Origin of the sequence: Hyalangium ruber, assembly GCF_034259325.1 — a bacterium.
Lineage (GTDB): Bacteria > Myxococcota > Myxococcia > Myxococcales > Myxococcaceae > Hyalangium_A > Hyalangium_A rubrum.
This window is the reverse complement of the sequence record NZ_JAXIVS010000007.1, coordinates 197242-210189: the sequence shown is the minus strand read 5'-3', so window position 1 is coordinate 210189 and position 12948 is coordinate 197242. Positions and strand designations below refer to the sequence as shown.

The following is a 12948-nucleotide window of genomic DNA, read 5'->3' as shown; positions in this document are numbered from 1 at the left end:
GCTATTCAACGTCCTTGAGGACTTCCTTGAAGTCCCGTTCCAGCTCGCGCAGCTCTTTGTCTTTCTGCGCCGACAGCTTCTGGATCTCCACCGTCTTGTCCTGCTTGCGGGTGAAGGCCACGTCCACCATGCCCACGTCGCCCTTGAGGACCAGGTCGTAGAACTGCTGCCGCACCCGGCGGAAGCTGTCGAAGGCGATGCGGCCCACGAGGTTGCGTGCCTGCCCGGACACGGCGGCCACCTCCGTGTCGTACTGCCCCAGCAGGGCCTGCTCGGCCTGCACCTTGTCGCGGATGACGCGGCCTCGGCGCTCGAGCTGGGCGCGGAGCTGCCCCTTGGCCGTCGTCACCCGGGTGCGCAGCGCGTCCGTGCGCTCGCGCACCTGCTGCAGGCGGGTCATCAGCGCCGCCACATCGTCGGGCAGGCGCCCCGCGAAGGAGGCCACCAGCAGGTGCTCGCGCTGCAGCACCTCGTAGAACTGCTGGCGGATGAGCTCCTCGCCGCCCACGGAGGTGGCCACGGCGTTGCGCTCGTCGGCCAGCTTGAGCCGGGTGTGCTCCAGCTCGCTCTGCAGCCCCTCCAGCGTGTCCGCCTCGGCCTGGAGCTGGCCGAGGAAGGCCACCTCCTCCTCGGGCGGGGTGTTGCGCTCGGCGCGCGTGTCCTCTACCCACTTGCGCACCGCGGTGGCCACGGCGCGCAGGCTCTGCAGCTCGTAGCCCAGCCGGAAGGCTTCGCGGTCCAGCTCGTCCACGCGCGCCTGCATCCGCTGGCGCCGCTCCTCTACTTCGCGCTGCGTGGTGGGCAGCAGGGCAAAGCGTCGCGCCAGGGCCTCGCGCTCCTCGCGCACCGCCTCCAGCTTCTTGCGCTCCTCGCTCGTGAGGTGCTCCAGCACCGCCGAGGACTCCACCGCCACCAGCACCTGCTCCACGCGCGTAAGGCCGCTCTCCACCGCGTCCGCGCGCGTGTAGCCTTCTTGCAGCTCGGGGAACGTCTCCAGCCCGCGCTCTTCCAGCGCCTGGAGGATGCGCGTGGCCAGCGCCCGCGCCTCGCCCACGCCCTTGCGGCCGCTCTCCAGGTCGTTCACCAGCGCCACGGCGCCCGCGACCTGCTCCTGCGTCTGCGCGTAGCGCAGCGCCACCGGCGGAAGCAGCACGCTCAGGTCGAGCGTCCGCTCGTTGCGGCTCAGCAGGTTGTCGAAGTAGGCGACCGGGTCGATCGTGCGGGAGAGCAGCTCGTCGAGCTTGTTGCGCACCGGGCCGTACGTGTCGATGACGCCCTGGTACGTGGTGGTGGCCTCCTCGTACTGCTGCAGCTTGAGCAGCAGATGCCCCTGCAGCAGCTTCGCGTCGGGGGCCAACGACGACTCGGGGTCCACCAGCAGCAGGATGTCGATGGCGTTCTTGGCGCGGCTGAAGTCGCCCTTCTTCACGTACGTCCAGGACACCTCATAGAGCGAGTCCACGAACGACTCGCTCTCGCCGGGAATCTGCTGGTAGCGATCCAGCGCCTCGTCCAGGTTGCCCGTCTCATAGAGGAGCCGGCCCAGGGAGAGGTTCGTCAGCTCGCGGATGCGCACCTCTTCCGGCACGTTGACGGGCAGCGAGGCCAGCTCGCGGAAGCGCTCGATGGCGTCCTTCAAGTCCCCGGCCTGCACGGACAGCACGCCCAGGTGGTAGGCGCTCTGCAGGCGCACGAGGCGGATGTTGGAGCGCATCAGCGGCTCGAAGGCTTCACGGGCGCGGGCGATGCGCTCCTCGTTCTTGAGGTCCGCGCGCCGGAAGAGCCACTTGGCGTAGACGTACGCCAGCTCGGGCGGGAGCTGGCCTCCGGAGAGCTTCCGGGCCTGTGCGATGTAGTCGTCGATGCCGTCGAACTGGTTGAGCCGGCTGGCGACGTTCAGGTAGCGGCTGAGCGCATCCTTATAACGGTCCGTGGGAGGCAGGCTGAGCAGCTCGCGCAGGTAGAGCCGCGCGCCGATGTAGTTCTGCTGCTCCAGCAGCGAGTCGGACAGATAGAAGAGGGCGTCCGGGTAGAGCGCGTGAGCGCGGAAGCGCGGATCGCTCACCAGGTCGTAGAAGAGGACGGAGGCGGCCGTCCAGTCGCCCAGGAGGTACTGGATCTCTCCGTCCGAGAAGCGCCGCAGCTTGGCCTCCTCGTCGCTGGGCTCGGGGCGCTGGGTGAACTGCGTCTCGACGAAGCGGATGTTCTCGTCAGCGTTCTGCAGCTGCTTGTCCACCTGCTCCAGCTGGCGCTTCACGTCGCGGCTGGCGCGCACCTCCACCGTCTCCGGAGCGGCGAGCGCGGGCCGGGCGGCGGGGGCCAGGGACAGCACCGCCGAGAGGAAGAGGACGCGAGGGTCAGACGCGTTCACCGGCGGACCCCTACTTCGTCTCGGCAGCGGAGGGCGGAGAGGCCGGGGCCGCCGTCGGAGTCGCCGCCGGAGCTTTCGGGGCACTCTTGGGCTGGGGCGCGTCGCGCGACACCTCGATGTCGTAGCGCACCGTGGGGCGGTCCTTCAGGTCCGTGGTGAGCCCGCCCTTCTCGAAGCCGACCACGCGCACCGTGGTCACCTTGCCGCCCTCGGCGTTGAAGGTGTAGCTGGACTGCACCTTGAACTTGTAGCCCTCGAGGTAGCTGAACACGCCGTAGCCGTTGCCGCGGTACACCAGCCGCACGGCCACCTGGTGCTGGCCGGGGACGATGCGGCCGTTGAAGATCTCGAACTCCTCGAGCTTGTCCAGGTCACCGTTCTCGTTCACCTTGGTGAAGATGGGCGCGCCGTCCAGCGCGTAGGCCACCGACTCCAGGACGAACGAGCTGCCCATCTCGTTCTTGTGGAAGAGCACCGCGCGGGCGCCCGTGGACAGGTCTCCACCCAGCACCGTCTCCTGCAACAGCAGCAGCCGCGCCTTGGAGCGGTAGATCTTCTCCTTCAAGTCGACGACCTGCTCCTCCATCGTCTTGACGCGCGTGTCGAAGGCCTCGTCCGCCGTCTGCGCGGAGGGCCCCGGCGGGGTGGGGGAGATGGCCTCCGAGCTCGGCGCTGAAGTCGGAGCCGGAGCCGCGGCCGGAGAGGCCGGCGGGGTGACGGTCACCTCGGTAGCGGGGGATGCGGGCGCGGGCGTCGCGGGTGTCTCCTGCGCGAGCGCCGGCAGACAGAGGCTGACGCTCAGCAGCGCGAAGAGACAGAAACTGGAGGAAGCGGAACGCACGAGCGACCTCGACGGGGAGCCGGCCCGACCGGACTGCGGTCATACCACCCTTTGGCCCCCGCGTCGCAGCGGCGGGGGGTTGGATGGCAGCCCGCTCTCCTGTCGGCTAGCCGCCCTTGCGCAGCTCGGTGAGCACCAGCTTGGCCACCGCCTTGAGCGTGTCGAACACGCCCACGCCGGTCGGCGCAACGGCCTGGTACTCGGGGATGTTGCGTGGGTTGAGCGCCTTGCGGATCTCTTCCACCGTCACCGCGTTGGGCAGGTCCCGCTTGTTGTACTGCATCACGTACGGGATCTTGTTCAGGTCGTAGCCCTGCTCGGCCAGGTTGATGCGCAGGTTCTCCAGCGACTCCATGTTCGCTTCCATGCGCTCGATCTGGCTGTCGGCCACGAACACCACGCCGTCCACGCCCTTGAGGATCAGCTTGCGGCTGGCGTCGTAGAAGACCTGACCCGGCACCGTGTACAGGTGGAAGCGCGTCTTGAAGCCGCGAATCTCACCGAGCGACAGCGGCAGGAAGTCGAAGAAGAGCGTGCGGTCCGTCTCGGTGGACAGCGAGATGAGCTTGCCCTTCGTGTCGGCGGCGGTCTTGTTGTAGATGTACTGCAGGTTCGTCGTCTTCCCGCAGAGACCCGGCCCGTAATAGACGATCTTGCAGTTGATCTCGCGGGAGGAGTAGTTGATGAAGGACATGGCTTCCCGGGTTACTCGCTGAAGAGGTTGTCGATATCGTCGTCGGAGATCTCGGCGAACGGCGAGCCGATCCCGGGACTGTCGGTCTTCTTCACCAGGCTCTCGAAGATCTTCGCCAGCTCGTCGCTGGCCTTCTTGATGCGAAGGCGGACGAGACCCAGGCTGGTGCGGTTGTCGAAGATGACCACCAGCACCACCCGGCTGCCGACGATGGTCATGTAGAGCGAGTCCTTCGCCCCTTCGTGAAACTGATTGGGGAACTCGTTCTCACCGATCAGCTTGGCCAACCCGCCCATCGCCGCCACGTTGCCGGCCGTCAGCGAGGCCAGCGAGGTGGTGTCGATGTTCTGGGTCTGCCCCGCCGAGGAGATGAGCTGCCCGTTCTTGTCGACGAGGAACACCACCTTCGCGTTCGCGTCCTTGGTGAGGCGGTCGCAAACGGCGTTGATCTTGGTGAACTCCTCTTCGTACATCACCAATTGCGTGCCCATGGGCGTATACGCTCCTCTACGCTCCTCAGCGTTCGCTTCGCCCCGCGATTTGGCGGCCCCAGGGTTTCCGGAGTGAATCTCGGAGGTTAGATGCGTCGCTCCCGACCGGCGGATGCTTAGCAGACACCACAGGGTCCAGCAAGCTTAGCGGACCGTTCTTCCTCGGAGATCCTTGGTTCACTCAGGGCACCCGCACAGCTACATCGCTGATCGTACACCGGGGACGCTCGGGACGAAGGTCCGTTCGGTCCTCGATGAAGATTTGGGGGTTGTTTTCGGCCGCACGGAAAGTGAGGGCGTTCTGTTCGGGCTCCAAGCCTACCTTGAGAGGCATGGCGTCCAGCGTGCCGATTCGCACCCGGAAGTCCTGGCCGAAGAGGTCCACGGTGGGGCCGAGGCGGCTCTTGCGCCCCTTCTTATTGGAGGAGGGCGCCGTGCAGCCGCCGGTGGCGTGGAAGATGTAGGTGGCGCCGGCCTGGATGTTCTTGGTGCGGAAGGTGCGCTGCGCACCGCTCTTGAGGGTGGCACGCGCACTCCAGACCTCGGAGCCCGAGCGGGGGGCGTGGCGATCAGCCTCGGAGGAGCGGCTGGAGGCGACTTCCTGGGCGCGGGCGGCGGACTCGGAGAGGGCCTGCTCCTCGCGGGCCATCGTCTCGCGCGCCTGGGAGTGGGACTGGAGGGCGCTCTGGTTGCGGGCGTGCAGGGCGCGCGCGGGCTCTCCGTACTCGGGCTCCTGGAGGATGGGTTCGAGCAAACGCACCACCAGCGCGCTCTCGGCCTCTTCATCGGCCAGCCGGGCGCGCAGGAAGCGGGCGCGGACGGCGTCTCGCGGGTGGGCCTGGAGGGTCTCGTCCAGCAGGCGCGCGGCGGCGGAGCGCTCGTCCACGGCCAGCAGGCTCTCGGCGTGGGCGGTGCGCACGCCATAGTCGTCCGGCGCGAGGGCGAGGGCGCGCTGGGTGAGGGCGAAGGCCAGCACCTTGTCCTGCTCCCGGCAGGCGGTGGCGCCTTGGGCGAGCAGTCGCGCGGCGTCGATATTGCGCTCGGTGTTGCGCTCGGGGCTCGCGGTGCCGGCGGGGGCGAACAGCGCCTCGAGGCCCTCGCAGTCCCGGGCCGCCAGCAGCTTTTCTCCCTGTTGCAGGCGAGCGTCGGTGGCCGCCAGCAATAAGAGGAGGGACATGAGGCGCATGCCCTGTCTTTACGGGATGGGACGCGGCGCTGACAACCCATGAGATTTCTTTGGCCGGTGTTTTGGGGACGCTGGCGGCCTTCCCTATACTCCGCCGAGCCTTGGCCCGACCGCGCCATACCCCTGCCTTCCTCGCCCTCCTTGCGCTCACCCTGGTGACAGCACCGGTCGTGGCCTCCGCGCAGGAGGAGCCCGCTCTAGAGGCAGGCCCCGCGCTGGAGCGAGTGGCGCTGCGGCTCCGCTACGGGGTGGCTCTGCGCGAGGGAGCGCAGGTGGATCCCGGCCCGGGGCTCACCTACTCCGGTTTGACGCCCAACGACGTCGCGGTGTGGGGGACGGTGTATGGCCTGGGGCTGGAGTGGCTGGGCGCCCAGCTCGGCGTTCAGCGCGAGGCCTTCACCCTCAACCGTGAGTCCACGCTCGTTACAGAGGGCAGCCTGCTGCGCGCGTCCGCGGGACTGGTGGCGCGTGGGCGGCTCGGGCCCGTCCGGGGCGAGCTGGGCGCGGGGTATGGCTTCGCCCAGCTGCCCACGTTCTCGGACTCGGCCGACCCCGAGCCTGTCTTCCAGCGAGGAGGGCGCCATGCCGCGCTGCTGAGCGGCCGGCTGCGCTTCCCGCTGTTTCTGCGCGCGCAAGGGGAGCTGCGTGGAGAGTTTCCCCTGGCCTTCTCCGCTCAGGACGCGGCGGGAGGAGGCGCCTCCGCCAAGGGCTTCGGGGCAGGCGCCGCGCTGCTCTTCCCGGTGAAGCAGGCGGGGCATTGGGAGGGTGCGCTGGTGCTGGACTATCAATATGTCCAGGACCGGCTGACGGCCGACAGTGGCGTGCGCTCCGAGCAGACGCTGCAGCGGGTGGGCGCGGCGCTGCAGCTCTCCTGGTTCGACGCGGACGTGTCCGCTCGGTCTCCTGGAGCAGGGGAGCCCCAGGTGCGTCCGGGCGCGCTGGCGGTCCAGGTGCTGGACGCGGAGACGGGGACTCCGATGGCGGGGGCCCAGGTGACGTTCTTGGGAGAGGGCGCGGCCCAGGCTCCGCGCGCCACCGACGCCCAGGGACAGGTGCTGGAGCCGGAGCTGGCGCCGGGAGAGGTGGTCGCCCGGGTGAGCGCCTCGGGCTATGAGCCGGCGGAGGGCCGCGCCACGGTCGCGCCGGGCGGTCGCGCCACATTGGAGGTGCGCGCGCGCAAGCTTCCGCCGCCCGTGGGGAGCCTGAGGATTGCCGTCACCGACAAGCGCGGCAATGTCCCGATGCCGGAGGTGACGGTGGTGGTGGGTGAGCGGGAAGTGCGGACGGACGCGGCCGGACAGGCCCGCCTGGAGAAGCTGCCTCCGGGGCCGGTGCAGGTGAAGGTCTCCGTGGCGGGCTTCCAGCCCGTGGAGGAAGCGGTGGTCATCGTCGCGGGCCAGGAGGCGGTGCTGCCGATCCCGCTCCAGCTCGCCAGGCGCGTGGGCTTCGCCACCATCGCCGGCACGGTGCGCAGCACGCAGGGGCGGCCCCTGGCCGCGACGCTCGTCATCCCCGCGGCGAAGGTGCGCTCGCGCGCGGATGCCAAGGGCTCCTTCTCCTTGAAGCTCAAGCCGGGCACCTATCGCATCATCATCTCCGCCAAGGGCTATCTGACGCAGACCAAGTCCGTCATCGTGCGTGATGGCGAGCAGGCCATCTTCAACGTCGATCTCTTCCCGAGGCCCCGGTGAGAGCCCTTCGCGCGAGTCTTGCCGCGCTGCTGTTGTGCCTGGCGTGGGGGTGTGACGAGGAGGCCCCAATGCCTCCTCCGCCTTCGGCACAACCCGCTCCGGGAGCCCCGGAGGCTTCTCCGGATGCGGGCCTCGGCTCGCTCGCCCGCCTGGAGGCGCTCAAGGGAGCGGTGCAGCTGGAGCGGGACGGGAAGTCCACCCCCGCCGTCGAGGGGCCGCTGCACCGGGGAGATGCCCTGGAGACGGGAGCTGACGGCTCCGCCACGGTCCACTTCGCGGACGGACGCACGGTGGAGGTGGGGCCCAACGCGCGCTTCGTGCTCGACGAGGACTCCAACGGCGTGGTTCTGCAGGTCGCACGCGGCATCCTGCTCTCCCGGGTGCCGGCGGCCTCGCCCGGGCGCCCAGGCCCGAAGGTGGAGCTGCGCATCCTCACCCCGTACGGCCTTACGCGCGTGAGCGGCGAGACGGCCAGCGAGGTGAGCGTGGACGTCGGCCCCGACTCGGGCCGCGTGGAAGTGCGGCTGGGCGCCATCGAGTTCGTGTCGAAGGACGGGCAGGCGCTGCAGGCCGCGGCGGGCCAGTCCGTGGCCGTCTCCGCGGGCCGCGCGGAGCTGGTGGAGCAGCCGGCGAAGGTCATCGAGCTGGCGCCCATCCAGGTGACGGTGCGGGGCGACACGGGGCGCGTGGAGGTTCGCTCCAAGGGCAGCGCGAAGTGGCGCACGGTCTCCAAGGGGGGCCAGACGCTCGTCTCGGGAGACGGGGTGCGCGCGCGCGGAGGCACGGCGCACCTCAGCCTGTCGGGCTCTTCGTCGATCCTCGCGCTCGCTCCGGGCGGCGAGCTGGTGCTGGAGGGCGCGGGACAACAGGGCTCTCGCGACGAGGCGCGCGTGGACCTGCGCAAGGGCGAAGTGGCCCTGAAGCTCGCGTCCGAGCGTGACAGCCGAGTGGTGATGCCGGGGCTGACACTGGAGAGCGGCGGGGCAGCGCACCTCAACGTGCGGCGCACGGCGGACGGCTTCGACGTGGCCGCGCGCGCCGGAGATGTGGTGCTGGTGCGAGGCGCCGACCGCCAGCCGCTGCGCGCCGGCGAGCAGGCCTCGGTGGCGGGAGCGCAGCAGGCGCGGGTGGCGCCGCTGGCCCAGGCGCCGTTGGCCCTGCCGTCGGTGGAGAAGGCCCAGGTGTTTCACCGAGGCCTGTCCGAGGTGGCGCTGTCCTGGGAAGGAACGGGAGACGCGGTGGTGGAGGTGGCCTCGGACGCGGCCTTCACCAGGACCGTGATGCGGGGCGTGGTCCACCAGCCGTTCGCCAACGTGCCCGTGCCCACGCGCGGCACGCTGTACTGGCGGGTGCGGCGGCCAGATGGAACGGAGCTGACCCGGGGCAGCGCGAGCTTCGCGCCGGAGCGGGCGCCGAAGGATCTCGCCCGCCTCACCAACGAGGTGCCCGAGGGCCCGGAGAAGACGACCATTTTCTACCAGGACAAGCCTCCGGCGGTGACCTTCTCCTACGCGTCCGAGCCCCAGGCGGCCCGGTACCGCATCGCGGTGTATCGCAGTGGAGAACTCACCAAGCCGGTGGCCGAGCAGACGGTATCGGAGACGCGGGCCCCCCTGGAGGCGGGCGTGCTGGGGGAGGGCAGCTTCCTGTGGTCCGTGACGCCCCTGTCGAAGACGGGGCAGGCCCTGCGCGGGGGCCGGATGAACAAGCTGGACCTGGTCTACGACAACTCGGTCCCCGTACTGGTGGTTACAGCGCCCAAGAACGGACAGCGAGCAGGCAAGCGGGTGCGAGCGGTGGGAGTGGCTCCGGTGGGGGCGAAGGTGTCCGTCAATGGACGCCCCGTGGCGCTGGATGGCAAGCACCGCTTCGATACGTGGGTGGAGCCAGTGGGCTCGCCCCCCCTGTTGCTGTTTAAGATGCAGCACGCCAGCGCACCGGAGGTGTACCTGGTGCGCACCCTGAAGCGAGGTTCCGCGGAATGACCACCCAGCAGCCCGAGCCCGGGAGTTCGCCCTCAGCGCCGCTCCTGCTGCCCTACGGTCAGTACGTGCTGGTCCGCAAGCTCGCCGAGGGCGGGATGGCGGAGATCTTCCTCTCCAAGCTGCTGGGCGCCGACGGCTTCGAGCGCAACGTCGTCATCAAGCGGATGCTGTCGCACCTATCGAGCCTGCCCGACTTCGTGGAGATGTTCCGGGACGAGGCGCGGCTGGCGGCGCGGCTGTCGCACCCGAACATCATCCAGATCCACGAACTGGGCTTCATCGAGGGCTGCTACTACATCTGCATGGAGTACCTGGCGGGGGAGGACTTCTCCACCACGCTGCGCCAGGCGGGCCGCAAGCGGCAGTACACGCCGCTGCCCATCTCCATGCGGGTGCTGGTGGACGCGGCCCGGGGGCTCCACTTCGCGCACGACTTCACCAATGAGGCGGGCGAGCCGCTGCGCATCGTCCACCGCGACATCTCGCCCTCCAACCTGTACGTGACGTACCAGGGGCAGGTGAAGGTGCTGGACTTTGGCATCGCCAAGGCCACCTCGCGCGTGGTGCAGACGCGCACCGGCGTGGTGAAGGGCAAGTACATCTATATGGCCCCCGAGCAGGCCAAGGGCGAGGAGGTGGACCGGCGCGCGGACATCTTCTCGCTGGGGGTGAGCCTCTACGAGTCGATCACCAACGTGCGGCCCTTCGCGCGGGAGAACGACTTGGCGGTGCTCAACGCGCTGTTGCAGGGCGACTTCATGCCGCCCTCGGCGCTGCGCCGGGACATTCCGCCCGAGCTGGAGGCGGTGGTGCTCAAGGCGATGGCCCTGCGCCCCGAGGACCGCTACGCCACCGCGGCCGAGTTCGCCGACGCGCTGGAGCGCTGCCTCGCGGGCAAGGTGCCGCTGGCTACCAACAAGGAGCTCGCCGACTACCTGCGGGAGCAGTTCGGCGAGGAGCGCTTCTCGGGCAAGACGCGCATCCCCACGCTGTCCACCCTGAAGACCACCTACGCCCAGGCGGGCAACAACAGCTCGCCGCCCAAATCCGTGGTGTTCGCCAGCAGCGGCGTCTTCCCCGCCGCGGGGGCTCCTACCCCGAATGGGCATGGGGAGGTTTCCCCGGCGCTCGGTGCGCCTCATGCTGGCGCGACGCAGGCGCCCGCGCGCGGCAAGTCGCGTCGCCGGGGGTTGATGGCCATTGGGGTGGGCGGGCTGCTGTTGGCGGCGGGTGGAGGCTTCATCGCCTGGCGAGGCATCTCGAGCCAGCCGCCGACGCCGGTCGCCGCCATCACGACGCCACCCCCGGCCCCTGTCGCAGCGCCTCCCGCGACGCCGCCCGTGGTGGAGCCGGAGCCCCCCCCCGAGCCATCCACCGTCGCCGCAGCGGCCGTGTCTCCGACCGAGACGCCTGTCCCCGAGGCAGTGCCCGTGGCGCCTCCCGAGGCGCCCGAGGAGAAGGTGCCGACCAAGACGACGTCCAAGACGACGAAGTCGCGCGTGGTGACGCTGGGCATCGCGGACGTGGAGCGCGTGGTGGCGCGCGGCCGCTCGAAGATCGCCACCTGCTTCGAGCGCTTCAAGGCGGACCTGCCCTCGGACACGGGTGTGGTGCGCGTGCAGCTGGCGATCGCCTCCTCGGGTCGGGTGAAGGCCACGACGCAGGGCGCGTTGGCCTCCAAGTCCGTGGGCCGGTGCCTGGAGACGCAGGCCGAGCGCCTGCGCTTCCCCGCCCACCGAGACCAGGAGGTCAACGTGGTGCTGCCGTTCGACTACCGGGTGACGCGGTAGCGCGCGTTACAGCTCGCGCCGGGCGCTGAGCGCCTTGGCCAGCGTGGCCTGGTCGGCGTACTCGAGGTCTCCGCCCATGGGCAGGCCCTGGGCGATGCGGCTCACGCGCAGCCCCAGCGGCTTGAGCAGGCGCGTGAGGTAGAGCGCGGTGGCCTCGCCCTCCACGTCCGGGTTGGTGGCGAGGATGATCTCCTCCACCCGGCTGTCGGTCAGCCGCTCCAGCAGCTCCTTGATGCGCAGCTGGTCGGGGCCGATGCCTTCCAGCGGCGAGAGGACGCCGTGCAAGACGTGGTAGCGGCCCTTGTACTCGCGCGTCTTCTCCAGGGCCATCAGGTCCGCGAACGTCTCCACCACGCAGAGCGAGCGCTCATCGCGGCGGGTGTCGCGGCAGAAGCCGCACAGGTCCGAGTCCGTGAGCGAGTAGCAGCGGGTGCAGAGATGCACCTTCTCCTTCACCTCGCGGATGGCCTGGGCCAGCTCCACGGCGTAGTCGCCGGAAGCGCGCAGGATGTGGAACGCGAGGCGCTGCGCGGTCTTCTCGCCGATGCCCGGCAGCTTCGCCAGCTGGGCGACGAGTCGGTTGAGAGGATCGGGAGTCATCCGGCTTTAGGTAATGCCCGGGATCTTGATGCCGCCCGAGATTTTGCCCAGCTCCTTCTGCATGTGCTGACGGCTGGTCGCCAGGGCAGCGTTCACGGCGGCGGTGATGAGGTCCTCGAGCATTCCAGGGTCATTCGGATCGATGGCCGCCTTGTCGATCTTGATGCTCTGGATCTCCTGGATGCCGTTGGCGACCACCGTGACGCGGCCCTCGCCGGACTTGGCCTCAACGGTCTCGCTGGCGAGCTCCTGCTTGCGCTGCTCGATCTTCTCGGTGAGCTTGTTCGCCTGCCGGATGAAGTAGTTCAGGTCGATGCCGGGCATGCTTCTTCCTTCTTCGAGCGGGGGAGCGGGCGCCCGCCGGGGGGCGCCGCTCGAAATGAAAGGCGTGGGTCCGCAACCTACCGTCGTGCGCGCCCGTTGTCAGGCGCTCTCGTCGGGAGATTCGACCGCCGGGCTGGCGGGGGGCCGTTCAGGTTCGAGAACCTGAATGTGTTCGATCTCACCCCCCAGGATTTTCAACACGGCGCGAACGGAGGGGTGGGTGCGGACCTTGCCTTCGGTGCTGTGGGTGTACGCGGCGCGGGCCTGGGCATCCTGCTCGGCGAGGCTGGGAGGGGCGGCGGCGGCCTCGGCGTTGCCGTCCTGCGTTATCAGCTTGGTGGGACGGCCGAAGTGGTCCGAGAGGGCCTTCTCCACCCCAGGCCGGCCGCCGGCGCCCGTCACCTGGGCCTTGTGGAAGCCGGCAGTCGGGGGATAGGCCAGACCCACCTCTCCGGGGCGCAGCCACAGCAGCCGCCCATGGGCGAGAGCCGTGCCATGGCGGGGGCTCTGGATGCGGACTGCCTCCACGGCCGCGCGCCAGCGCTCCACGTTGGATTGGGTCGGAATGTCGCGCCCGGAGCTCACGGGAGCTTGCGCGACAGCGGGCTCGGGCTCGGGCTCCGGCGGTTCCGGCAGGCATTCTCCCGAGGCGCAGCCCTCGGCGGAGCCCTCCTCGGGGAACATGCGCTCATCAGCGCTGGCGACCAGTGCCTCGGGAGGCTTGCGCACGTTGATGACGCGCACCTCGGGAGCGGGCTCGGTGACGCGCGACAGCGGGGTGGCGCCCACGGGCGTGCTGGCCTCGGGGCCGCGAGGGGGCTCCGGCGGGCGAGCAGCAGGCGCGGGGGCCTCGTTCCGGGGCGGCTGCCACGGGCGAGGCGGAGGCGCGGACGGAGCGGTGCCGTTGCCGTTGCCGTTCCGGACTTCCGGCGCGGCGACGGCCACAGGAGCGGGGGCGGGACGCGGGGGCTGAGG

At 69.8% G+C, this 12948-nt stretch carries 11 protein-coding genes; 3 read left to right on the top strand and 8 right to left on the bottom strand.

Annotated features, from left to right (window positions below):
- Window position 1: 1 nt before the first annotated feature.
- The 5 genes from SYV04_RS21535 to SYV04_RS21515 form a co-directional block, all read right to left on the bottom strand.
- Window positions 2–2371, bottom strand: a complete 2370-nt coding sequence (locus tag SYV04_RS21535) for a tetratricopeptide repeat protein (RefSeq protein WP_321547732.1) — start codon at window positions 2369–2371, stop codon at window positions 2–4.
- Window positions 2372–2381: 10 nt separating this feature from the next.
- Window positions 2382–3212 (bottom strand): dihydrolipoamide acetyltransferase, encoded by an 831-nt coding sequence (locus SYV04_RS21530; RefSeq protein ID WP_321547731.1) that lies wholly within the window; start codon window positions 3210–3212, stop codon window positions 2382–2384.
- A gap of 106 nt (window positions 3213–3318) precedes the next feature.
- Window positions 3319–3906, bottom strand: a complete 588-nt coding sequence (gene mglA, locus SYV04_RS21525; protein ID WP_002613100.1) for a gliding-motility regulator Ras-like GTPase MglA — start codon at window positions 3904–3906, stop codon at window positions 3319–3321.
- 11 nt (window positions 3907–3917) lie between these two features.
- Window positions 3918–4397: a gliding-motility regulator GTPase-activating protein MglB gene (gene mglB, locus SYV04_RS21520; protein ID WP_224249754.1), complete on the bottom strand. Its 480-nt coding sequence runs from the start codon at window positions 4395–4397 to the stop codon at window positions 3918–3920.
- A gap of 181 nt (window positions 4398–4578) precedes the next feature.
- Complete coding sequence (locus SYV04_RS21515; protein ID WP_321547730.1) at window positions 4579–5583, bottom strand: tetratricopeptide repeat protein; 1005 nt, start codon at window positions 5581–5583, stop codon at window positions 4579–4581.
- A gap of 101 nt (window positions 5584–5684) precedes the next feature.
- Here SYV04_RS21515 and SYV04_RS21510 point away from each other — a divergent pair, with 101 nt between their 5' ends.
- The 3 genes from SYV04_RS21510 to SYV04_RS21500 all read left to right on the top strand — a co-directional run bounded on the left by SYV04_RS21510 (window position 5685) and on the right by SYV04_RS21500 (window position 11049).
- Complete coding sequence (locus SYV04_RS21510) at window positions 5685–7274, top strand: MSCRAMM family protein (RefSeq protein ID WP_321547729.1); 1590 nt, start codon at window positions 5685–5687, stop codon at window positions 7272–7274.
- 68 nt (window positions 7275–7342) lie between these two features.
- Complete coding sequence (locus SYV04_RS21505) at window positions 7343–9259, top strand: FecR family protein (RefSeq protein ID WP_321547728.1); 1917 nt, start codon at window positions 7343–7345, stop codon at window positions 9257–9259.
- On the top strand, window positions 9256–11049 hold the full coding sequence (locus SYV04_RS21500) for a protein kinase domain-containing protein (RefSeq protein ID WP_321547727.1): 1794 nt from the start codon (window positions 9256–9258) through the stop codon (window positions 11047–11049). The genes SYV04_RS21505 and SYV04_RS21500 overlap by 4 nt, the downstream gene beginning before the upstream one ends.
- Window positions 11050–11055: 6 nt before the next feature.
- Here the strand turns inward: SYV04_RS21500 and recR are convergent, their stop codons facing one another.
- From recR to SYV04_RS21485, 3 genes are all read right to left on the bottom strand, one after another.
- Complete coding sequence (gene recR / locus SYV04_RS21495; RefSeq protein ID WP_321547726.1) at window positions 11056–11649, bottom strand: recombination mediator RecR; 594 nt, start codon at window positions 11647–11649, stop codon at window positions 11056–11058.
- A 6-nt stretch (window positions 11650–11655) separates the two neighbouring features.
- Window positions 11656–11973: a YbaB/EbfC family nucleoid-associated protein gene (locus SYV04_RS21490; protein ID WP_321547725.1), complete on the bottom strand. Its 318-nt coding sequence runs from the start codon at window positions 11971–11973 to the stop codon at window positions 11656–11658.
- 99 nt (window positions 11974–12072) lie between these two features.
- Entirely contained in the window at window positions 12073–12918 is an 846-nt protein-coding gene (locus SYV04_RS21485; protein ID WP_321547724.1) for a DNA polymerase III subunit gamma/tau, read from the bottom strand.
- Between the last annotated feature and the right edge of the window lie 30 nt (window positions 12919–12948).